Below are 20,529 nucleotides of genomic sequence, written 5' to 3'. Positions count from 1 at the left end.
ATATCCTGACACGACGCGTCAGCTATTCCCGGCTAGGCTCGTTTTCATGCGTGCGAGCCGCCTTCTCTCCATCCTGCTGATCCTGCAGCTGCGCGGCCGCCAGACCGCACAGGCCCTGGCCGAGGAGTTCGAGGTCTCGGTCAGGACCATCTACCGCGACATCGACCACCTGAGCGCCGCGGGCGTGCCGGTCTATGCCGACCGCGGCCGCAATGGCGGCTTCGACCTGCTGGACGGCTACAGGACCAAGCTGACCGGCTTCACCTCCAGCGAGGCTGAGAGCCTGTTCCTGGCCGGGCTGCCAGGCGCAGCCCAGGACCTGGGCTTCAGCGAGGCCCTGATCGGGGCGAAGCTGAAACTTCTGGCCGCCCTGCCCCCGGAATCCCGCGAGAGCGCCGAGCGGGTGGCCGCCCGCTTCCACCTCGATCCCGTTGGGTGGTACCGCAGCTCGGAGGCCGCCGACCTGCTGCCGGCCGTGGCCGACGCCGTCTGGACCGCCCGGAAGATCGCCGTGCGCTATGAGCGCTGGGACGGCGAGGTCGAGCGGGTGCTGGAGCCGCTCGGCCTCGTGATGAAGGCGGGCGTCTGGTACCTGGTCGCCGCCGTGGCCGGGAAGCCCCGCATCTACCGGCTGTCCAACATCAAGTCGCTGGCCCCCGGCGAGCCCTTCGAACGCGACAAGGCTTTCGATCTCGCCGCCTATTGGGCGGAGCAGCGCGACCGCTTCGAGGAGGGCCTGATCCAGGGCGAGGCGACCCTGCGCGTCACGTCCCAGGGCTTGGATCAGCTGGCGACCCTGAGCGCCGCGGTCGGCGAGGCCGCCAGGGCCTCGGCCGAATCGACCGACGCCGACGGCCGGCGCCGCGTCGTCATCCCGATCGAAACCGTGGAGAACGCGGCGACGCAGCTCTTCAAGCTGGGCCCGGACGTGGAGGTGCTGGCGCCGCCGGAGCTACGCGAGGGCATGAAGGAAAGAGCGCGGAGGCTGGCCGCGCTCTACGCCTAAGCCTCTAACGACCCTTCCAGGCCGGCGCGCGCTTTTGCGCAAAGGCCATGGGCCCCTCGACGAAGTCCTCGGACTTGAACAGGGCCGCGGCGGCCGGATAGCGCATCTGGCCCTTGATCGCGGCTTCCAGGCTGGGTTCGTCCAGGCCCTTGAACACCGCCTCCTTCGAGGCGCGGATGGACATGGGCGACAGCTCGCAGATCTCCGCCGCCCATTTCCGCGCCGTAGCCATCAACTCCTGCGGCGGGGTCACCTCGTTGACGAAGCCCAGTTCGTAGCCGTGCGCCGCCGAGACCCGCCGGCCGGTGAGGATCATCCCCAGCGCCCGCTTGGTCCCGATGGCGCGCGGCAGGCGGTGCAGGCCGCCGGCCAGGGCCGCCAGGCCCACCCGCGGCTCCGGCAGGGCGAAGGTCGCGGTCTCCGAGGCGATGATCAGGTCGCAGGCCAGCGCGATCTCGAACCCGCCGCCCATGGCCACCCCGTTCACCGCCGCAATCAGCGGCTTGGTGAGGTCGAACCGCGAGGTCAGGCCCGCGAACCCCGACGGCGGGCTCTTCATGTCGCCGCCCATGGCCTGGTGCTTAAGGTCATTGCCCGCCGAGAAGGCCCGCGCCCCGGCGCCGGTGACGATGCCGACCCACTGGTCGGGATCGGCCGCGAAGGCGTCGAAGGCCTCGTGCAGCTCGAAATGGGCCGGCGAATGCAGGGCGTTCATGACGTCCGGCCGGTTCAGGGTGAAGACCGTCACCGGACCTTCGCGGTCCACGCGGATGAACTCATAGGCCATGGGGCGTCCTCCTCGATTGATTGGCGCGACCGTCGACAGGCGCCGCTACGTCCGTCAAGCGCGCCAGCCCTGTTGCGAGCCGGTGACGATGTCGGTCGCGGGCCCGCCGTCGCGGACGGTCTTGTTTCGGTAGATGACCGCCCCGATCAGGTTGGGCCGCTGACGGATGGCCGAGCAGAACTCGGGCCAGGCCTCGGACGGAACCCACAGGCAGGGCGCCCGCGGGTCCTCTTCGATGGCGATGTCCACCAGGGTGCGGATGTCCATGTTCAAGCCACGGGCGTGAGCCCGGCGTGATAGCGCTTCCAGTTGTGCACATAGTGCATTGCGCCGCCGGCGATCACGCGGGCCTGTTCGTCGCTGATCTCACGGACAACCTTACCCGGCGCGCCCATGACCAGCGAATTGTCGGGAATCTCCTTTCCCTCGGTGATCAGGCAATTGGCGCCGATGAGACAATTGCGCCCGATCCGCGCGCCGTTCAGCACGATGGAGCCGATGCCGACCAGTGAGTTGTCGCCGATCGTGCAGCCGTGAAGCATGACCATATGGCCAACCGTCACATTGCTTCCGATGGTCAGGGGCGAGCCGGTGTCGGTGTGCAGGACGCTGCCGTCCTGGACGTTGGAGTTCTCTCCAATGATGATCGGGTCGTTGTCGCCGCGAATTGTCGCACCAAACCACACGGAAGCGTTTTTCTTGAGAATCACCCGACCCATCACCGCGGCGGTCGGCGCAATCCAGTATTCGCCTTCGTTGGGCAACTCCGGACCAACGTCGCCCAAGTTGTAGACACTCATCCGCATACCCCATTTCTTGAAATCGAAGCCTGTTTAACCATTCGTAAACCAAGCTAGCATCATATTGGTCGTGCGATTCGAGAGGGTGAAACGCCTTCCCGCATCCCGCCGCGAGTCGGCCTTCGGCTCCCGGCCTTGCGTTTGGACGGAGTAAAGGGTGTCGCGTCTGCTTCGGCGGGTTCTCCCGCCCGGATCACAAATCGGAAGCGAGCCGCCAGGCCGCAGCGCACGACGCCGCCGTTCCAATTCCAATCTGCCGATGACCAAGGGCGAGCCATTCCGGCTTCGCCCTTTTTTCTTGCCCCAATGGAGGCCTTGATGACCAAGCGAGCTCTCAAGCGACAACTGCGCGAAGGCGCGTTCGACGCCGGCCAGTTCGAGGATGACGGCAAAATTCGCCGCCTTCCCGTGGATCGGGCCTGGTCTCCGCTGGCGCATCACAACGATGACCGCGATCAAGGCCGCGACCAGGGTTATGTGAAGACCATCAAGGCCAAGTCCGCCGGCCAGCAGGCGTTGATCGACGCCATCGACGCCAAGAACCTGGTCATGGCCCTTGGCCCGGCCGGCACCGGCAAGACCTATCTGGCCATAGCCAAGGCGGTCGAGGCCCTGGAGGCCGGCAAGGTCGGCCGTATCGTGCTCTCCAGACCCGCGGTGGAGGCTGGCGAATCCATCGGCTATCTGCCCGGGGACGCCGAGGACAAGCTCGCGCCCTACCTGCGCCCGCTCTACGACGCCTTGTCGGACCGACTCTCCATGAAGCGCGTCCGGGCCCTGATGGCCGAGGGCGCCATCGAGATCGCCCCGGTCGGCTTCATGCGCGGGCGCACCCTGAACAACGCTTTCGTGGTGATCGACGAAGCGCAGAACTGCACCTACGGCCAGCTCAAGATGCTGCTGACCCGGCTGGGCTGGCATTCGACCATGGTGGTCACCGGCGACCCGAACCAGTCCGACCTGCTGCCGGAGCTCTCCGGCCTGGGGCCGGTGGCCGACAAGTTCGACGCGCTCGCCAACATCGCCGTCGTGCGGCTGAAGGATGTCGACATCGTCCGCCACCCGCTGGTGGCCGAGATGCTGGGCGTGCTCTGAAGCTCTAGAGTCCTGTCGAAACTCAGCCGGTCCCGGAAACCGCCCCGGGGCCGGCATTTTCGTGGGCGGGGCTAGGGAAGGTCTTCCGCCAGGATCGCCATCTCGAACATGAACGAGCCATCGCCGTCTTCGTCCTCGAACACCACGCCGATGAATTCCTCGCCGACATAGACCTCGGCGGAGTCCTTCTGCTTGGGACGGGGCGTCAGGGTGATCCGCGCATTGGCGAAGGTGCCGCGCAGGTGGCCTTCGATCTTGCGGATAGTCTTTTCGTCCAGCACGCCGTGCTCCTGCGTCAATTTCGGCGGGAACCTAGCGCGCTTTGCTCCTGGCGTGAAAGCGTCTGGGCGGGAAAAAGCTGGGGACGCGGCGGCGGACGCGTCTAGTCTCCCTGCAAATCAAGGCGGGGAGACAGGCGTGGCGGGCGTCGAACTGGGGCTGATCGAAGGCTATTACGGCAAGCCCTGGTCCTGGGCGGCGCGGCGGGACGTGATCTCGAAGCTCTCGGCGCACGGCTATGGCTTCCACATCTACGCGCCCAAGGCCGATCCCTTCCTCCGGCGCCGCTGGCAGGAGCTCCACCCCCCCGAGGCGGCCGATCAGCTCGCCGCCTTCTCGGCCCACTGCCGCGACCTGGGCGTCCGGTTCGGGGTCGGCCTCAGCCCCTACGAGATCTACCGGGACTTCGGGACCGAGGCGCAGAGCGCCCTCGCCGCCAAGCTTGAGCATCTGGAGAGCCTGGGCCTCGACGACCTGGCCATCCTGTTCGACGACATGCGCGGCGACCTGCCCGACCTGGCGCAGAACCAGATCCGCATCGTCCATTGGATCGCCGAGCGGACCACCGCGACCCGGCTCATCGTCTGTCCGTCCTACTATACCGACGACCCGATCCTGGACCGGGTGTTCGGGCGGCGGCCGGAAAACTACCTGGAGGACCTGGGCGCGGGGCTCGATCCGGCGATCGAGGTGTTCTGGACGGGCGAGGAGGTCTGCTCCCGGGAGTACAGCGTGGGCCATCTGGAGCGCGTGGGCCGCCAGCTGCGCCGCAAGCCCTTCTTGTGGGACAACTATCCGGTCAATGATGGGCCGCTGATGTCGCCCTTCCTGCATGTCCGCGCCTTCACCGGCCGGCCGGCGGAGATCGGGGGCCGCCTCTCGGCCCATGCGGTCAACCCGGCCCTGCAGCCGGTGCTGTCGCAGGTGCCCGCGATCACCCTGGCCGAAAGCTATCTCGAGGGTCCCGCCTACGAATACGCCGCCGCCTTCCAGCGCGCCGCCGCCGAGGTGCTGGGCGAGGGCCTTGCCGCGGCCCTGCACCTCAACCTCACCCAGGTCCAGGGCTTCGGCCTCGATCGGCTGACCGAGGAGAACGTGCGGCGCATGCGGGCGCGCTACGAGGGCTTCGACCATCCGGGCGCGCGCGAGGTCCTGGCCTGGCTCGACGGCGCCTATCGTGTCACCCAGGCCGAGATGGACGCCTCTTGAGGTTTCGCCACCCCCGGGCCTAAGCTGCTCGTGGCGAAACACCTGAACCACGGAAGAACCCACTCAGTGGCCGGCTGATCAACAACATGGACTGGTCGTTCGCAGGCCGAGGCCCGCGACGGCGCCCTTCGTTGATCTTTTCCTGGATATTCGGGGCCGAGCCACATGGCGTTCTTCCGCAACACCACCGTCAATCTCCTGAACCTGCACTACGGCGTTCACGCCCTGGCGCTCAGCGGCGGCGGCGCGTTCTTCGCCGTCTTCCTGTTGCGCGCGGGCGTGCCCGCGCCGGGCGTGCTCACCGCCCTGGCCGCCATCCTGATCGGTCGGTTCTGCATCCGGCCCTTCGTCCTGCCGCTCGGCAAGCGGTTCGGCCTGAAGCCGCTGGTGATCGCCGGCACGATCCTGACGGCCCTGCAGTACCCTCTGCTGGCGGAGGTCGACGGTGTCGGCTGGGCGCTTGTCGCGCTCTGCGTGGTCTCGTCGGTGGGCGACACCTTCTACTGGACCTCCTACCACGCCTATTTCGCGTCCCTGGGCGACGCCGAGCATCGCGGTCACCAGATCGGGGCCCGGGAGGCGATCGCCGCCCTGGTGGGGATCGCCGCCCCGTTGCTGACCGGCTGGGCCCTGGTGACGCTCGGGCCTCGCATCGCCTTCGGCGCCACCGCAGTGGTGCTAATGCTGTCGGCCCTGCCCCTGCTGCGGACCCCGAACATCCTGGTCCCAGACCAGGCGCCCGGCGCCCTGCGCGCCGCCGTGCCCGGCGTGCTGGTGTTCATCGCCGATGGATGGATCGCCTCGGGCTATTTTTTCGTGTGGCAGATCGCGCTCTTCATCTCGCTGGGTGAGAGCTTCACGGCGTTCGGCGGGGCCATGGCGCTGGCCGCGGTCGCCGGCGCGGTGAGCGGACTGCTGCTGGGCCGGTTCATCGACGCCGGTCACGGCCGCTGGGCCGTCTGGCTGGGATCGGGCTCGATGGCCCTGACCCTGCTGGCGCGGGCGGCCGGCTATGGCGATCCGGCCCTGGCCGTGGCGGCGAACGCGGCCGGCGCCCTGGTGGTGGCCCTCTACGTCCCGACCGTGATGACGGCGGTCTACAACCAGGCCCAGGTCTCGCCCTGCGCCCTGCGCTTCCACATCGCCACGGAGGGGGGCTGGGACGCCGGCGGGGCCGGCGGCTGCCTGCTGGCGGCCGGCCTGCTCGCCACGGGCGCGTCCATGGCCGTGGCGATCCTGATATCTATGGCCGGGACCGTGGCGGCGTTCTTCCTGCTGCGGCGCTATTACCGGCCGAGCGCGGTCGCCGTGGCTCAGATCACGTAGTCGTAGACCGCCTCGGCGAGGGTATGGTCCATGCTGCGCGCCGGCTCCTCGCAGGTCGGGCAGTTGACCAGGCGCGCGGGCACGCCGGCGGCCGTGCAGCCGGGCGGCACGGGCTTTAGAACCACAGACCCCGAGGCGATCTTGGCGTAGTCGCCGATGACGATATTGCCCAGCACCTTTGCGCCGGCGCCCAGCAGGACGCCCTTGCCGATCTTGGGATGGCGGTCGCCCTGCTCGGCGCCGGTGCCGCCCAGGGTCACGCCCTGCAGCAGCGAAACATCGTCGCCGATCACTGCGGTTTCGCCGATGACGATGCCGGTGCCGTGGTCGATGAACACGCCGGAGCCGATCTTGGTCGCCGGGTGGATGTCCACCTGGAACACCTCCGACATTCGGCTCTGCAGATAGAGAGCGATGGTCTCGCGGCCCTGATGCCAGAGCCAATGGGCCACGCGCTGGGTCTGCAGCGCTTGGAAGCCCTTGAAGAAGAGGAACGGCTGGACGTAGCCCTTGCAGGCCGGATCGCGCTCGAACACGGCGCGGAGATCGGCCTCGGCCGTGTCCACCAGTTCCGGCTGGTTGCGGTAGGCCGCGTCGGCCAACTCGCGCAGGCTCATGGCTCGCAGCTCCTGGTCGCCCAGCTTGCGCGCGAGCTGATAGGACAGGGCAGCGCCCAGGTCCTCATGGCTCAGCACCACGGCGTTCAGCAGCGAGGCGAGCGCCGGCTCGGCCTTGGCGGCCCGCTCGGCCTCCATCCGCAGCGACGGCCAGACCGGCGGCGGCGCACCGAACTCGATGACTTCCAGACGTTGGCTCAAAGGCTCCTCCCGTCCCATGGCGGCTTCCTATCCTATCATGGCGCGCGCGAGCGCGTCCGGCAAAAGCCCTTCCCGGGCCATATGGTAACCCCGAAGCAGCATCGCCACCGTCAAGGCGTCCTGAATGTGTCCGGCGGTTGCGGCGTCGAGGACTTCGCGGAACGGCGCGCGGGTGCGGGCGATATCCTCGGTGGCGTCGCCCTGCGGCTCGGCCGCCAGCTGGGTCAGGCCGGTGGCCAGGTAGCCGATGGCCAGTTCGTCTGTGACCGAGTTGGAAAGCTGCATCCGAAGCACTTCGGTCCAATGGGCGGCGGCCAGACCCGTCTCCTCCAGCAGCTCGCGCTTGGCGCCTTCCAGCGGCGCCTCATCGAGCGGCCCGCCCCCTTCCGGGATCTCCCAGCTGTAGTCGGCGAATGGGAACCGGTTCTGGCCGACCAGGGTCACCGTCCCATCCTCGTGCACCGGCAGGATGGCCAAGGCGCGGTTCTTGAACGCGACCAGCCCATACAGCGCCGGCCGGCCGGTGGGCGCGATCGCCGTCTGCTCGGTGACGCTGATCCAGGGATTGTCGTAGACCCGCTTGGGCTCGCCCTTCTTCCAGGGCGTTCCGTGGGCGACCAGCCAGTCGGGTTTTTGCGACATATTCTCAACTAGCCTTGCGGGACGAGCGCCCAAAGCCCAATAAGGGATATCCCATCTCGGTTTTGCTAACGAGGCGCCCGGACGTGACCGTCGCTCTGCCCCCCACGCCCCTCTTCGGGACGCCCGTTGAACAGCCTCCCCATCCGCAGGTTCTGGACTTCCTGGCGCGCCGCAGATCGTCCTCGGCCGTGACTCTGGCCGAGCCCGGCCCGGGTCCCGATGAGATCGCCGCCCTGATCGGTTTGGCCTGCCGGGTGCCCGATCACGGGAAGTTGTCGCCCTGGCGGTTCATTATCCTCGATTCAGACGGCAAGGCGGCCTTTGCGGCCAAGCTGGAAGCCTTGGCCGAGGCCCGCGACGACCCGCGCGCCGCGGCCAAGCTGGCCAAGCTCAAGCTCCCGCCGTCAGGAATCGCGGTGGTCTCACGAGCCGTCGAACACGAGATTCCGATGTGGGAGCAGGAGCTCTCAGCCGGTGCGGCCTGCACCACCTTGCTCTATGCCGCCCAGGCGCTGGGCTACGGGGCCAACTGGATCACCGACTGGTATGCCTATGACCCCCAAGCCAAGGCTCTGCTTGGCCTTGCGGAGGGCGAGCGGGTGGCCGGCTTCATCCTGCTGGGCACGCCCAAGGAGCCGCCGCTGGAGCGCGAGCGCCCCGATCCTGCGGCCCTGACCACCGTCTGGCGGCCCTGATCGCGCCCAGATACACGACGGCCGGACGGCGATGGCGCGCCGCCCGGCCTGAAGTGTGACACGCCCGAGGAGAGATGGGCGATGTCCTAATAGCACACCGCACCCCTGTCGGCTAGTCGACGCCGACTCCGCCACAGCCAAGCTCGCCGCCTTCGCGAACGGCCCGCCTAGGTGGAAAGTGATCGAAGGTTGTATTGAGAAATACGAATACTTCCGAACACGCGAATTTCGGGGTCGAACTAACCGTTCGATCTCAAAACATTAACTCTTCCAAACGTCGAATTCTGACTCAGCCGCGTCCACGATAGGGCGCGACCCCTTGATCGGGGATCCACAACCCGTCCGGCGCCGGTCCGGTCTGCCAGAAGACATCGATGGGGATGCCGCCGCGCGGGAACCAGTAGCCGCCGATCCGCAGCCACCGCGGCGCCGCCACCTCCACGATCCGCCGTCCGATCGCCACGGTGCAGTCCTCGTGAAACGCCCCGTGATCACGGAAGGCGCCCAGATAGAGCTTCAGCGACTTCGATTCGATCAGCCAGTCGCCGGGCGCGTAGTCGATCACCAGGTGGGCGAAGTCGGGCTGCCCGGTCACTGGACACAGCGAGGTGAACTCCGGCGCGGTGAACCGCGCCAGGTACAGCACATCGGCCTGGGGGTTGGGCACGCGCTCCAGCACCGCGGCTTCGGGACTGTCGAAACCACGAACCTCGCGGCCCAGTTGGGTCAGGTGCGTCTCGTCCATGGCGGCGATGTAGCCCTTGGGCTTGCGCCCGGCAACCAAGGCGGCCGACAGTGGGATCAAGACAGATACCGATAGCTCAAGTTGGAGAAGCCGCGATGGCCGGCCAGGATTTCGAGAACTTCGTCGTGGTGGTGACCGGAGCCTCCACCGGGCTCGGCCGGGCCATCGCCGTGGAGACCGCCGGCCGCGGCGCCGCGGCCGTGGTCATCAACTACGCAAGCAGCCTCGAGGAGGCGCAGGAGACCGCCCGGCTGGTGGAGGCGCAGGGCGCCAAGGCGGTGCTGGTCCAGGGCGATGTGGCGCTTGACGCCGACTGCCGCAGGATCGCCGCGGCCGCCGAACCCTTCGGCCGGATCGATGCGCTGTTCAACAATGCCGGGGTGACGAAGTTCGCCCCCAACCACGCCGATCTCGAGGCGGTCTCGGCCGACGACTTCCTGCGCCTCTACGGGGTCAATGTGGTGGGCGCCTTCCAGATGGTGCGCGCATGCCGAAGCCTGCTGGAGGCCGGGCCGCAGCCAGGCGCGGTGGTCAACACCTCGTCCATCGCCGGCGTCGCCGGGATCGGGTCGTCGGTGCCCTACGCCGCGTCCAAGGGCGCCATGAACACCATGACCCTGTCTCTGGCCCGCGCCCTGGCGCCGAAGATCCGGGTCAACGCCATCTGCCCGGGGTTCATCGACACCCCGTGGTTCGGCAAGGGCGTCGGGGCCGAGCAGGCCGCCAAGGTGCGCGCCGGCGCCGCGGCCAACACGCCGCTGAAGGCCGCCTCCACGGCCGAGGACGTCGCCGCCGCCGCGGTGTTCCTGGCCTCGACCGCCTCGCGCCACGTCACCGGAGAGACCCTGCTGGTCGATGCCGGGACTCACCTGAACTACTCGCCGCTCTCCATGCGCTAAACGGTGATGCGTGAGCGACCTGTGTCGGGCAGGTCACACTATTTCGCCTAAAAGCGCGGCGCCACGCTCCATTAACGCTCAAAAATCGAACACGGCATAGGTAGAGCCATTCATCGGCTCCCCTCGCGTTGATCTGGAACTCGCTCGCATGGCGATCTCCCTCGACGATTGAGCGGAGCTCGATCGAAAAATAAGGGGATAAACGAAATGAAACTCTTCAAGACCACGCTTCTCGCCGCCGTGGCCTCCGTCGCCATGGGCGGCGCGGCCCTCGCGCAAGACGACGCGAGCCCGTTCGACTTCTCGTTCAACGTCGGCGCGAACACCGACTATGTGTTCCGCGGCGTTAGCCAGACCGACGAGAACTATTCCATCTTCGCGGGCGTCGACACCACCCTCTGGGGCATCGGCTACGCCGGCGCCTGGGTCACGAATGTCGACTTCGGCAACGGCACCGACGGTGAATTCGACCTCTATTCCGGCGTGAAGCCGGTGGTCGGCCCGGTCACCCTGGACGTCGGCGTCGTCTATTACGGCTACATGAACCAGCCCGACGGTTCGAACGAGGACTACGTCGAGTACAAGCTCGCCGGCTCCGGCGCCGTCGGCCCGGCCACCATCGGCGCGGCCTTCTACTATTCGGACGACTTCTTCGGCGGCACCGGCGAGGCGACCTATTATGAAGTGAACGGCTCGTTCCCGGTGGCCGAGAAGGTCACCATCTCCGGCGCCGTGGGTCATCAGAACGTCGAAGGTCCCTTTGACTACACGACCTGGAACCTGGGCGCCGGCTTCGCTCTGAACGACACGGTCGGCTTCGACCTGCGCTACCACGACACCGACGAGCACGGCTTCGGCGACATCTACGACAGCCGGGTCGTTCTCGGCGTCAAGGCCGTGTTCTAGGGCATGACCGTGGGTCGTGGTCGCCGCCGGCGGCCACGACGCTCCGGCCCCGGAGTGCTCCGACATGCTCGATTCGAAGATGTCGTGGGCTTTTCAGTTATTTAGGCCTATGAGAAGCCGCCCCGGCGCCGGGGCGGCTTTTTTGTCTCGGTGCGCACGCACCAGGCGAAGAATGGTTCCCCTGGTGCGCGAAAAATGCTCCCACTGTGGGAGCTAAACCTCAGTCCCCGAGTTTCATTGGACGGTCGCGTTCGCGCGTCTATGTTGCGGTTAAGGCGAGCGGAGCGCGACTCATGGAGCAGATGGCCAATCGGGCCCAGACCATTGTCGCGGACACACTTATCGCTGCCGGCGCTTTCTTCCTGGCCTACATCCTCTCCTCCGCGCGAATTCTCGAACTGGGCGTTGCTGGCCTTCCCACGCTGAAAGTTCTTCAGCTGGTCGGCATCTATGCGGCGCTGGCCGCGGTGTTCTCGACCATCTTCCGGCGTGAGCTGTCGCCGTGGCGCTATGTGTCGATTCCCGACGCCCTGGTGCTCACCCGCACGGCCTTCCTGACGGCCGGCGTCTTCCTGCTCACCGTATTCGTGATGGACCGCGCCGACGGCCTCCCCCGCTCGGCCCTGGCCATGGCGGTGATCTTCCAGATGGTCGGCTGCATGGGCGCGCGAATCGTTCGCCGCGCCCTGCACGAACACGCCCTGGACTCCTTCGCCCCGCTAAAGACCGTCAAGGACCGCGCGCCCCAGGCCCCGTCCTTGCTGCTGATCGGCCCGCCGTCCCTGGCCGACAGCTATCTGCGTGATGTGGCCCGCCGCCACGACCACGCCTGGACCCCGGTCGGCATCGTCGGCCCCGACGCCCGCGACGTTGGCCAGCAGGTCCGCGGCGTCTGCGTCATCGAGAGTCTGGACAATCTCGATGCGGCCATGACCGACCTGCGCCGCTGGAACCGCTATCCGCGCGCCATCCTGTTCCTGGACGAGCCCGGCCGCCTTCGCGGCCTGACCGCGGACCAGCTGGGACAGCTCAAGAACGACGGCATCCGCCTGCTGCGCCTGCCGTCCATCGTCGAGCTCGCCCACCAGGACGGCATGGCCCTGTTGCCCATGCGCGAGATCAGCGTCGAGGAGCTGCTGGCCCGCGACCCCATCGAGCTGGACCGCGCCGCGGTCGGAGCCCTGATCCAAGGTCGCCGCGTGCTGATCACCGGCGCCGGCGGCTCCATCGGCGCCGAACTGTGCCGCCAGGTGGCCGCCTTCCAGGCCGCCCATGTCACCATGATGGACTTCTCGGAAACCTCGCTGTTCGAGATCGATCGCGAGATGACCGAGACCTGGCCGGCCCTGTCGCACAGCGCCGTGCTCTGCGACGTGCGCAATGCGCGCCGCCTGGAGCAGGCCTTCAAGAAGGAAAAGCCGCACCTGGTCTTCCATGCCGCGGCGCTCAAGCACGTCTCCATGGTCGAGCGCCACCCCTGCGAAGGCGTGCTCACCAACGTGGTCGGCACCTGGAACGTGGCCGAGGCGGCCAAGTCCTGCGGCGCGGCCCAGATGGTGCTGATCTCCACCGACAAGGCCGTCGATCCGTCCAATGTCATGGGCGCCACTAAGCGCCTCGCCGAGGCGGTGATCCAGGCTCAGCAGGCCGGCCAGGGCACGCGGTTCTCCGCCGTGCGGTTCGGCAACGTCCTGGGCTCGGCGGGGTCTGTTGTGCCCATCTTCAAGTCGCAGATCGATCGCGGCGGGCCAGTGACGGTCACCCACGAGGAGATCGAACGCTTCTTCATGACCATTCCGGAGGCCGCCCAACTCGTCCTCCACGCCACGGCGACCTGCGCCGAGGACGAAGAGAGCGCCCACGCCCGCCTGTTCCTGCTGGAAATGGGCGAGCCGGTCCGGATCATGGACCTTGCCCGCCAGATGATCGCGCTCTCCGGCCGCATTCCCGGCAAGGACATCGAGATCGAGATCACCGGCCTGCGCCCGGGCGAGAAGCTCACCGAGGCCCTGCTGGACGAGACCGAACGCTCCCTGCCCTGCGCGCCCAAGGTGATGGAGGTGGTCTCCTCCTCGGCCCTGCGGATCACCAGCAGCCACCTCGTGGAGATCGAGAGCCTGGCCGAGATGGGCGATGTCGAGGACGTCCGTCGCGCCCTGTTCGACCTGGTCGGCCAGATCCGTGGCGAGAAGGCCGGCGCCGCCCCCACCCTGCGGGTCGTCGCCAACGCGTGACGCCCGCGCCAAGACGGTCTAAGCGGGCTGCATGGCGCTTATCCTGGTCACCGGCACGGCCGGCTTCATCGGCTCCCACGTCGCCCACCGGCTGCTCGATCGCGGCGATACCGTGGTCGGAATGGACAACCTCAACACCTATTACGATCCGGTCCTGAAGCAGGCGCGGCTGGCCCGCCTGGAGGCGCGCGAGGGCTATCGCCACGCCGCCGTCGATCTGGTGGACCGCGAGGCCGTCGCCGCCCTGTTCGCCGAGACCCGGCCGGAGGGCGTCATCAACCTCGCCGCCCAGGCCGGCGTCCGCTACAGTCTGGAAAAGCCCCAGGCCTATGTGGACTCAAACCTGGTGGGCTTCGGGAACATCCTGGAGGGCTGCCGCGCCGTGCAGCCCCGCCACCTGGTCTTCGCCTCCACCAGCTCGGTCTACGGCGCCAATGGCAAGCTACCGTTCTCGGTGCACGATCCGGTGCACCACCCGATCACCCTCTACGCGGCCACCAAGCTCGCCAACGAGTCCATGGCCCACTCCTACGCCCACCTGTTCGGCGTCCCCGCCACGGGCTTCCGGTTCTTCACCGTCTACGGTCCCTGGGGCCGGCCCGACATGGCGCTGTTCAAGTTCACCGAGGCGATCCTGGCCAACCGCCCCATAGAGGTGTTCGGCCAAGGCCAGATGCAGCGCGACTTCACCTATATCGACGACATCGTCTCGGGCGTCGTCGCCGCCCTGGACCGCCCGCCGGCCCCCGATCCCCACTGGGACCCGCAGAGCCCGGATCCCGCCACCAGCGGCGTCGCCCCCTGGCGGATCCTCAACCTCGGGAATAGCACTCGCGTGGAACTGATGCGCTATATCGAGGTCCTGGAGGAGAAGCTCGGCCGCAAGGCGCAGATCGACTTCCTGCCCATGCAGCCCGGCGACGTGGCCCGCACCGAGGCCGACGTCACTGAGACCAGGGCGGTTCTCGACTATGCGCCCAAGACCCCCATCGAAGTCGGGGTCTCCAACTTCGTGGACTGGTATCGCGACTACTACCGGGTGGGCGCGAACTAGCCGGCCGCCTCCAGGGTCTGAGGCCGCGCGGTGGGCGCGAACGCCTTGCTGAACCTCACGCGGAACAGCCAGAACACCATCAGCACGAGCACCGTCAGGGTCGGGATGAACAGAACCGGCGAGCCGTGCAGCGCCTCCGGCAGAACCTTCTGCTGGCCGAAGAAGAACGAAGTGGTGGCGATCAGCAGGGCCACGCACATCCGCCAGAGATGCCGCGCGATGCGCGGAGGGCCGGAAACGCCACCTCGCCGGATCACCCGGAGGTCCGTGATCGCGGCCAGGGTCGCGACGCCGGCGAAGACGAAGATCATCTGATACGGTATCTGGTCCATGGCCCCTCTGGGGCTTCGAAGCGCCACCCAGCCGGCGACGAAGTCCAGCGCCGCCACGACCGCGACGACGGTCAGGGCGGCGACCTCGAAACGGCCGACGCGGCCCTCCTCGCGCCGGACCGTCATCCATGCCGTGGCCACGAGGTAGAAGGTGAGCACGCCCACGAGGATGGTGGGCCGGTTCGGCAGGAACGCCGCCATGACCGCCCCGATGCCGGACATGAACAGCATGGCGACGAAGAAGGCCGTCCCCGCGATCCGGTGCAGGTGCTCGCCCTTGCGGAAGGCCAGGGCGGCGAAGCCGGAGGCGAGGCCGACGCCGCCCGCTGCGATATGGAGCATCATGGCCGGAGGCATGGCGGTCACCCTGGAAGCGCCAGCGGCGCAGCGGAAAGAATGCGAAGCGAGACGAGGTCGGCGACGGCGAACCTGTCTCGTTTGTCACTTGGTCTCGATTCCATTGGGCGTAGCCTCGTCCACGACGGACGTGATGGACATGGCGGCGCGCATCAAAAGCATGACCCGAGGTAACAGGGCCGGCGGCGGCCATGTCTGAACCCACGGTCTCGGCCGGTTTCGCGCGGGGTCTGATGGAGCTCGCCCTTAAGAAGGGTGCGCGCCGGGCCGCGCTCGCCGAGCGCGCCGGGATTCGTCTCGAGGACCTGGACGATCAGGACAGCCGCCTGCCCTTCGCGAGCTATGTGGCGCTCATGCGGGCGGCCAAGGATCTTACCGGCGATCCGGCCCTGGCGCTCCACTACGGCGAGATGGTCGACATCGCCAAGGTCTCGATCCTGGGCCTGATCGGCCAGGCCTCCGAGAACATGGCCGAGGCCTTCGCCCAGCTGAACCGCTACGTGCCCCTGGTGGTCGAAACCGACAACGCGGACGGCGGCGACCGCTTCCGCATGGTGGCCGACCGCGACGGGTTCTGGATGGTCGACGCCCGGCGGAACCCCAACGACTTTCCCGAACTCACGGAGTCCGCCTTCGCCCAACTGATCTGCGGGCCGCGCCGGTTCGACGCCATGCCTGTCGCCAAGGCGGTCCATGTCACGCACACCGACCCCGGCTATCGCGCCGAGTATGAACGGATCTTCCGCGCCCCTGTTGTATTCGGGAGCAACAAGAATGGGATCATGGTCCACGATTCCTTGCTGCAGCGCCGGGTCGCCAACCTGCCGCGGTACGCCTTCGGCATCCTCAGCGAGCGAGGCGACGCGCTCCTGCAGAGCCTGGAAGCCTCCAGATCCACCCGCGGCCGGGTGGAGAGCGTCCTGATGCCCATCCTGCACACCGGCGACGCGAGCATGGACCGCGTTGCGCGCCAGATGGCCGTCAGCCGCCAGACCCTGTTCCGCAGGCTGAAGGCCGAGGGCGTCACTTTCGCCGGCGTGCTGGACGAGCTCCGCCACCGCCTGGCGCTGCACTATCTGACCGGAAGGAAGGTCTCGGTGAACGAGACGGCCTATCTGGTCGGCTTTTCCGACCCGGCTGCCTTCTCCCGCGCCTTCAAGCGTTGGACCGGATGCAGCCCGCGCCAGATGCGCGCCTCGAAGCTCGTGGAAGACCGAGTCGCGGCGTCCTAGGCCCTAGAGCCGAAGATCGGCCGAGCCCTTCGGGAACATGCCCTTGACGTCGTAGAGGATCGCGTTCGGCTTGCCCAAGCTTCGGATCGCCGCCAACCCCATCTCGCGGAACTGGGAATGGGCAACGGCCAGGACGACGGCGTCATAGGCGCCGGCCTGCAGCTCCGCCACCGGCGCGACCCCGTACTCTTGCTCGGCCTCGGCCGGGTCGGCCCAGGGCTCGTACACGTCGACGGCCACCTCGTAGTCGGCCAGCTCGCGGACGATGTCGATCACCCGGGTGTTGCGCAGGTCCGGGCAGTTCTCCTTGAAAGTCAGGCCCATCACCAGAACCCGCGCGCCGCGCACCTGGATCTCGCGCCGGATCATGGTCTTGATCAACTCCTGGGCGATGTAGCCGCCCATGCCGTCATTGATCCGCCGCCCGGCCAGAATCACCTGGGGGTGGTAGCCCGCATCCTCGGCTCGGTGAGTCAGGTAGTAGGGATCGACCCCGATGCAGTGGCCGCCCACCAGGCCCGGCCGGAAAGGCAGGAAATTCCACTTGGTCCCGGCGGCGTCCAGCACCTCCTGGGTGTCGATGCCCAACCGATTGAAGATCAGGGCGAACTCGTTGATCAGCGCGATATTCAGGTCGCGCTGGGTGTTCTCGATCACCTTGGCGGCCTCCGCCACCTTGATGGAGCTGGCCCGGTGAGTGCCTGCGGGCACCACGGCGCTGTAGAGGGCGTCGACGAAGTCGGCGGCCTCCGCGGTCGAGCCGGCCGTGACCTTGATGATGCTGGAAAGGCGGTGTTCCCGGTCGCCCGGATTGGCCCGCTCGGGGCTGTAGCCGGCGAAGAAGTCACGGTTGAAGGTGAGGCCCGACAGCGCCTCGATCACCGGCACACAGTCTTCCTCGGTGGCGCCCGGATAGACGGTGGATTCGAATATCGCCACGCCGCCCTTGGCGATGTTGCGCCCGACCGTCGCGCTGGCCGCCAGCAGCGCCCGCAGGTCGGGCCGCTTGTGGCGGTCGATCGGCGTCGGCACGGTGACGATGAACACGTTGCAGCCGGTCAGACCGGCCTCGTCGTCGGTGAAGCCCAGGCCGTTCGCGGCGGCGAGCTCCTCGGCGGTCACCTCCAGGGTCCGGTCGATTCCCGCCCGCAGCTCGGCGATTCGCTCGGTCCCGATGTCGAAGCCCACGACCTCGAACTTGGCCGCCAGCGCCACGGCCAGCGGCAGGCCCACATAGCCCAGGCCGATCACGCAGATCCTGGCGGGCGTCCGGGTGAAGGGATTCTGCGGCATCTAGCGTCCCGTGACCTTGAACAGCTCAAGGCAGGCGCCGAGGATATGGTAGAACGAGGTGGCCGGCGCGGGCTCTTCGACGAAGGTCCCGTCAGCCCGCAACTTGTCGCGCCAGGCGCCGGGCGTCGGCGTGTCCAGGTAGCGCCGCAAGGCCTGGGCGGCCGCGAGGGATGCGGCCTCCCCGTCGAAAAGCAGGGTCGCCTTCAGGTGCTCGGTCTGCGGCCACAGGCGCGCGGTGGCGTCGCGGGGGCTGAAGTCGTCCCACAGCTCGTTGACAGCCACGCCGCGCGCGGGATCGACGCCCCGTCGGCCGGCCGCATAGAGCCCCAAGGCCGCCTTCGCGGCCCGCGGGTCGCCGCGCCGCTTTGCGTGACGGTCCATCAGCCAGGCCCACTCGAACTGGTGGCCGGGCTCGACCAGCCGGCCGTCATCGCCGTCGGCCAGCCGCCACTCGGCGTCGAAGAACTCCCGCAGGAAGCCGCCCTTTGGATCGATGAAGACGCTGAGCGCCATCTCGACGATCTCGTCGACCATGGCCTCCCAGTCGCCGCCTACCAGTTCGGCCCAGGCCATCGCGCCTTCCAACAGATGCATGTGGGCGTTGGCCTGGAAGGGATGGGCGATGTTCTCGCGATAGCCGCCAGCGGGATGGCGCATGGCCTCGAGACCCTCGCGAACGTCGCGCGCCACCTGCGCCAGTTCGCCGCCCCGGGGATCGGCCTGGTGCAGGGTGGCCGTGCCAAGCAGCGCGAAGGCCTGGTCGTACAGCATGGCCGTGTCGTCGAGCACCTCGCCGTCCGGCCCCACCAGGGTGCGGAACAGGCCGTCGGGCCGGGCGAACCGGTCGAGGAAGAAGTCCATCCCGTGCCAGGCGGCCTCACGCCACGGCCCGTCCCAACCCAGCAGGCCGGCGGTGGCGTATACGAAGGCCTGGCGGCCCTGGACCCGGGCGCGCCGCGGCGCCGGGCGTGGCTGGCCCTCGATGCTCAAGCCTTCGAAGAAGCCGCCCCGCTGGCGGTCCGCGCCGGCCTCCCACCACAGCGGAAAGGCCTGTGTCCGCAACCAGCGATCATACCAATCGGCCGCATGGACCAGGCTCGCGAACCCGTCGCCCCCCGCTCGCGAACCCGTCTCCGCGCGCCTGATCGCCGAATCGATAGCCAAAACGCCTAACCTCGCCACTAGAGCGTTCCTCGATAGCGCCCTCGAGACCGCGCGTCACACAACTTCCGCCACCCGCGCCGCGCGTTTTATCGCAGGCCGAGCCGTCGGTTTGGACTGTGGCGTCGAGCGCCTAGACCCCGGCCAGGCGCATCACCTTGGCGGGATTGGAGCCGATCAGGGCGCGGCGGCTGTCGGCCGCGACGGCGGACAGCATGGTGGGGATGAAGCGGTCGAGAACCGCGAAGGCCTCATCGGCGTCATCGTGCACGATCGAGCTGCGGACCAGCACGCCGTCGGGGATCAGCCCCTTGAACGACGTCTCCAGGATGATCTCTCTTTGGTCGGCGTTGTTGGTCGGCAGGGCCTCGCCGACCCGGGTCCAATACACCACGTTCTCCTGGCGATCGCCCGCGACCGCGACGAGGCGCACCACGGGCAGGGCCGTGCCGCCTGGCAGCCGGACAGTGGAGGCCTTCTTCGAACGGATGGCGAAGCCCAGAGCCGGGTAGCAGACCTCGGGCCTGTGGAGTTGCAGGAGGTCGCTCTGCATCCCGCCATAGGCGATGAGCAGCATGACGTCGGCGCCGTCCGTATCGCCCTTGTAGGTGCGCTGGACGACCTCGTCATAAAGCTCGGCGGCCAGGCCTTCGGTCTTCGGCTTGACCATGCCTTCCGAGAGCTCGGCCGACCATCCGGGGATGGTCACCGGCACGATAGCCTCCATCTTCGCCGAGCCCAGCAGCGAGAGTCGCTTGCGCGGCTTCAGCCCGTAAGAGAGCGCACCTGCCCCGAAACAGGCCCCGGCGATCAACAGATTCCTACGCGTGCTCATGCCGGCTGTCCCTTAGCGCGCGGCCAGAAGCGCGAAGCCAGGTTGTCGATGACGAACACCAGGCTGAGCGACGTGGCGAAGAGCACCAGGCCGGCCGCCTGGTGGAGGAAGCCCTGGGCCACCGCATCGCCGAAGAAATAGGTAAGCAGCACCAGGATCACGATCCGCACGATATTGGCCGCCACGGCTATCGGAATGACGAAGCAGGCCAGGAACAGCGAGTAGCGCCAGGAGGCGTTCCGAAGAAGATAGATATAGAACAGGCTGATGGCCACCAGGCCGGTGAGGGAGTTCATTCCCGAACACGCATCCTCGACCAGCAACTGATAGTGACCGACGATCAGGGTGACGCCCTCGCGGGAGATCGGCAGGCCGAAGAACTGCAGGCCGTCGGTGGCCACCCACGAGGCGAACAGCTTCAGCGGCGCGGTGAGGTCGTCCATCAGCCAGCCGGGCGGCGGGATGAGGAAGGCCAGGTAGAAGATCGGGAACCAGTTCTTGAACAGGGCCTTGAGGCCGAACTCGGCGTGCAGCATCGAGACGAAGACGCCGTATAGACCCGCCACCTCGAGGCTGATGAAGCCATAGGCCCGCCCGAACACGTACATGGGCAGCGCCAGCAGGAAGCCGAGCGTCGTCAGCCAGCGCGCGCCCTCAGTCGCAGCATCCCGGAACTCGCCCCGCGCGCGCCAGAAGAGCCAGGCGGCGGTGCCGAGCACCAGCGGGCCATGGGCGCCGGAATCACGCGACCACTCCTGGTTTCCCAAGGTGATGATCGTCGGAATGGCGAGCACCGCCAGTCCCAGGGCCAAGGCCCAGAACGT

General features: G+C 67.8%; 22 protein-coding genes. 10 read left to right on the top strand and 12 right to left on the bottom strand.

The genetic code is table 11. The annotated features are described in order from the left end of the window. Positions 1 to 46: 46 nt before the first annotated feature. Positions 47 to 1,006 (top strand): YafY family protein, encoded by a 960-nt coding sequence (locus M9M90_RS07420; protein ID WP_254836528.1) that lies wholly within the window; start codon positions 47 to 49, stop codon positions 1,004 to 1,006. Between the two features lie 4 nt (positions 1,007 to 1,010). On the opposite strand, the gene M9M90_RS07415 is transcribed toward M9M90_RS07420, so the two are convergent. From M9M90_RS07415 to M9M90_RS07405, 3 genes are read right to left on the bottom strand one after another with little or no spacing between them, the layout of a single operon-like run. Then, positions 1,011 to 1,793, bottom strand: a complete 783-nt coding sequence (locus M9M90_RS07415) for an enoyl-CoA hydratase-related protein (RefSeq protein ID WP_254836527.1) — start codon at positions 1,791 to 1,793, stop codon at positions 1,011 to 1,013. Between the two features lie 54 nt (positions 1,794 to 1,847). Further along, positions 1,848 to 2,060, bottom strand: coding sequence for a hypothetical protein (locus tag M9M90_RS07410; RefSeq protein WP_254836526.1), 213 nt, complete (start codon positions 2,058 to 2,060; stop codon positions 1,848 to 1,850). 2 nt (positions 2,061 to 2,062) lie between these two features. After that, the gene (locus M9M90_RS07405) at positions 2,063 to 2,593 is read right to left on the bottom strand and encodes a gamma carbonic anhydrase family protein (protein ID WP_254836525.1); all 531 of its coding nucleotides are present in this window, start codon (positions 2,591 to 2,593) and stop codon (positions 2,063 to 2,065) included. 306 nt (positions 2,594 to 2,899) lie between these two features. On the opposite strand from M9M90_RS07405, the gene M9M90_RS07400 reads away from it, so the two are divergent. Further along, on the top strand, positions 2,900 to 3,688 hold the full coding sequence (locus M9M90_RS07400; protein WP_254836524.1) for a PhoH family protein: 789 nt from the start codon (positions 2,900 to 2,902) through the stop codon (positions 3,686 to 3,688). A gap of 71 nt (positions 3,689 to 3,759) precedes the next feature. Here the strand turns inward: M9M90_RS07400 and M9M90_RS07395 are convergent, their stop codons facing one another. Continuing rightward, on the bottom strand, positions 3,760 to 3,966 hold the full coding sequence (locus M9M90_RS07395) for a DUF3126 family protein (RefSeq protein WP_254837089.1): 207 nt from the start codon (positions 3,964 to 3,966) through the stop codon (positions 3,760 to 3,762). A gap of 139 nt (positions 3,967 to 4,105) precedes the next feature. Here M9M90_RS07395 and M9M90_RS07390 point away from each other — a divergent pair, with 139 nt between their 5' ends. Together M9M90_RS07390 and M9M90_RS07385 are read left to right on the top strand one after the other, a co-directional pair. Then, on the top strand, positions 4,106 to 5,176 hold the full coding sequence (locus tag M9M90_RS07390; RefSeq protein ID WP_254836523.1) for a beta-N-acetylglucosaminidase domain-containing protein: 1,071 nt from the start codon (positions 4,106 to 4,108) through the stop codon (positions 5,174 to 5,176). Between the two features lie 165 nt (positions 5,177 to 5,341). Further along, positions 5,342 to 6,502, top strand: coding sequence for an MFS transporter (locus M9M90_RS07385; RefSeq protein ID WP_254836522.1), 1,161 nt, complete (start codon positions 5,342 to 5,344; stop codon positions 6,500 to 6,502). On the opposite strand, the gene cysE is transcribed toward M9M90_RS07385, so the two are convergent. Together cysE and M9M90_RS07375 are read right to left on the bottom strand one after the other, a co-directional pair. Continuing rightward, positions 6,490 to 7,320 (bottom strand): serine O-acetyltransferase, encoded by an 831-nt coding sequence (gene cysE / locus M9M90_RS07380; RefSeq protein WP_371876906.1) that lies wholly within the window; start codon positions 7,318 to 7,320, stop codon positions 6,490 to 6,492. The two genes, M9M90_RS07385 and cysE, sit on opposite strands and share 13 nt — an antisense overlap. Before the next feature lie 27 nt (positions 7,321 to 7,347). Next, entirely contained in the window at positions 7,348 to 7,962 is a 615-nt protein-coding gene (locus M9M90_RS07375) for an NUDIX hydrolase (RefSeq protein ID WP_254836520.1), read from the bottom strand. Positions 7,963 to 8,045: 83 nt separating this feature from the next. Here M9M90_RS07375 and M9M90_RS07370 point away from each other — a divergent pair, with 83 nt between their 5' ends. Further along, complete coding sequence (locus tag M9M90_RS07370; RefSeq protein WP_254836519.1) at positions 8,046 to 8,657, top strand: nitroreductase; 612 nt, start codon at positions 8,046 to 8,048, stop codon at positions 8,655 to 8,657. A 289-nt stretch (positions 8,658 to 8,946) separates the two neighbouring features. On the opposite strand, the gene queF is transcribed toward M9M90_RS07370, so the two are convergent. After that, entirely contained in the window at positions 8,947 to 9,402 is a 456-nt protein-coding gene (gene queF / locus M9M90_RS07365) for a preQ(1) synthase (RefSeq protein ID WP_254837088.1), read from the bottom strand. A gap of 95 nt (positions 9,403 to 9,497) precedes the next feature. On the opposite strand from queF, the gene M9M90_RS07360 reads away from it, so the two are divergent. The 4 genes from M9M90_RS07360 to M9M90_RS07345 all read left to right on the top strand — a co-directional run bounded on the left by M9M90_RS07360 (position 9,498) and on the right by M9M90_RS07345 (position 14,495). Beyond that, positions 9,498 to 10,301: an SDR family NAD(P)-dependent oxidoreductase gene (locus M9M90_RS07360; protein ID WP_254836518.1), complete on the top strand. Its 804-nt coding sequence runs from the start codon at positions 9,498 to 9,500 to the stop codon at positions 10,299 to 10,301. A 207-nt stretch (positions 10,302 to 10,508) separates the two neighbouring features. Continuing rightward, entirely contained in the window at positions 10,509 to 11,207 is a 699-nt protein-coding gene (locus tag M9M90_RS07355) for a TorF family putative porin (protein WP_254836517.1), read from the top strand. A gap of 293 nt (positions 11,208 to 11,500) precedes the next feature. Beyond that, on the top strand, positions 11,501 to 13,441 hold the full coding sequence (locus tag M9M90_RS07350) for a nucleoside-diphosphate sugar epimerase/dehydratase (RefSeq protein WP_254836516.1): 1,941 nt from the start codon (positions 11,501 to 11,503) through the stop codon (positions 13,439 to 13,441). 31 nt (positions 13,442 to 13,472) lie between these two features. Further along, the gene (locus M9M90_RS07345; RefSeq protein ID WP_254836515.1) at positions 13,473 to 14,495 is read left to right on the top strand and encodes an NAD-dependent epimerase; all 1,023 of its coding nucleotides are present in this window, start codon (positions 13,473 to 13,475) and stop codon (positions 14,493 to 14,495) included. Here the strand turns inward: M9M90_RS07345 and M9M90_RS07340 are convergent. Beyond that, entirely contained in the window at positions 14,492 to 15,193 is a 702-nt protein-coding gene (locus tag M9M90_RS07340) for a hypothetical protein (protein WP_254836514.1), read from the bottom strand. The genes M9M90_RS07345 and M9M90_RS07340 overlap by 4 nt on opposite strands. A 182-nt stretch (positions 15,194 to 15,375) precedes the next feature. Here M9M90_RS07340 and M9M90_RS07335 point away from each other — a divergent pair, with 182 nt between their 5' ends. Next, entirely contained in the window at positions 15,376 to 16,416 is a 1,041-nt protein-coding gene (locus tag M9M90_RS07335) for an AraC family transcriptional regulator (RefSeq protein WP_254836513.1), read from the top strand. Positions 16,417 to 16,419: 3 nt separating this feature from the next. Here the strand turns inward: M9M90_RS07335 and M9M90_RS07330 are convergent, their stop codons facing one another. The 4 genes from M9M90_RS07330 to xrtV all read right to left on the bottom strand — a co-directional run bounded on the left by M9M90_RS07330 (position 16,420) and on the right by xrtV (position 20,517). Further along, positions 16,420 to 17,709 (bottom strand): nucleotide sugar dehydrogenase, encoded by a 1,290-nt coding sequence (locus M9M90_RS07330; RefSeq protein ID WP_254836512.1) that lies wholly within the window; start codon positions 17,707 to 17,709, stop codon positions 16,420 to 16,422. After that, entirely contained in the window at positions 17,710 to 18,771 is a 1,062-nt protein-coding gene (locus M9M90_RS07325; RefSeq protein ID WP_254836511.1) for an AGE family epimerase/isomerase, read from the bottom strand. A 232-nt stretch (positions 18,772 to 19,003) separates the two neighbouring features. Then, entirely contained in the window at positions 19,004 to 19,705 is a 702-nt protein-coding gene (epsI, locus tag M9M90_RS07320) for an exosortase-associated protein EpsI, V-type (RefSeq protein WP_254836510.1), read from the bottom strand. After that, complete coding sequence (xrtV, locus tag M9M90_RS07315; RefSeq protein ID WP_254836509.1) at positions 19,702 to 20,517, bottom strand: exosortase V; 816 nt, start codon at positions 20,515 to 20,517, stop codon at positions 19,702 to 19,704. The genes epsI and xrtV overlap by 4 nt, the downstream gene beginning before the upstream one ends. Positions 20,518 to 20,529 lie beyond the last annotated feature (12 nt).

Origin of the sequence: Phenylobacterium sp. LH3H17, assembly GCF_024298925.1 — a bacterium.
In the GTDB taxonomy this organism is placed as follows: Bacteria; Pseudomonadota; Alphaproteobacteria; order Caulobacterales; family Caulobacteraceae; genus Phenylobacterium.
This window is presented reverse-complemented; position numbering and strand designations above follow the sequence as displayed.

Bases quoted from the DNA above. Each gene is read 5' to 3' on its own strand.
- M9M90_RS07385 (WP_254836522.1), top strand. From the start codon at position 5,342: ATGGCGTTCTTCCGCAACACCACCGTCAATCTCCTGAACCTGCACTAC.
- M9M90_RS07350 (WP_254836516.1), top strand. From the start codon at position 11,501: ATGGAGCAGATGGCCAATCGGGCCCAGACCATTGTCGCGGACACACTT.
- M9M90_RS07415 (WP_254836527.1), bottom strand. From the start codon at position 1,793: ATGGCCTATGAGTTCATCCGCGTGGACCGCGAAGGTCCGGTGACGGTC.
- M9M90_RS07420 (WP_254836528.1), top strand. From the start codon at position 47: ATGCGTGCGAGCCGCCTTCTCTCCATCCTGCTGATCCTGCAGCTGCGC.
- M9M90_RS07355 (WP_254836517.1), top strand. From the start codon at position 10,509: ATGAAACTCTTCAAGACCACGCTTCTCGCCGCCGTGGCCTCCGTCGCC.
- M9M90_RS07345 (WP_254836515.1), top strand. From the start codon at position 13,473: ATGGCGCTTATCCTGGTCACCGGCACGGCCGGCTTCATCGGCTCCCAC.
- M9M90_RS07360 (WP_254836518.1), top strand. From the start codon at position 9,498: ATGGCCGGCCAGGATTTCGAGAACTTCGTCGTGGTGGTGACCGGAGCC.
- queF (WP_254837088.1), bottom strand. From the start codon at position 9,402: ATGGACGAGACGCACCTGACCCAACTGGGCCGCGAGGTTCGTGGTTTC.
- epsI (WP_254836510.1), bottom strand. From the start codon at position 19,705: ATGAGCACGCGTAGGAATCTGTTGATCGCCGGGGCCTGTTTCGGGGCA.
- M9M90_RS07335 (WP_254836513.1), top strand. From the start codon at position 15,376: ATGTCTGAACCCACGGTCTCGGCCGGTTTCGCGCGGGGTCTGATGGAG.
- M9M90_RS07400 (WP_254836524.1), top strand. From the start codon at position 2,900: ATGGAGGCCTTGATGACCAAGCGAGCTCTCAAGCGACAACTGCGCGAA.
- M9M90_RS07330 (WP_254836512.1), bottom strand. From the start codon at position 17,709: ATGCCGCAGAATCCCTTCACCCGGACGCCCGCCAGGATCTGCGTGATC.
- M9M90_RS07410 (WP_254836526.1), bottom strand. From the start codon at position 2,060: ATGGACATCCGCACCCTGGTGGACATCGCCATCGAAGAGGACCCGCGG.
- M9M90_RS07405 (WP_254836525.1), bottom strand. From the start codon at position 2,593: ATGAGTGTCTACAACTTGGGCGACGTTGGTCCGGAGTTGCCCAACGAA.
- M9M90_RS07375 (WP_254836520.1), bottom strand. From the start codon at position 7,962: ATGTCGCAAAAACCCGACTGGCTGGTCGCCCACGGAACGCCCTGGAAG.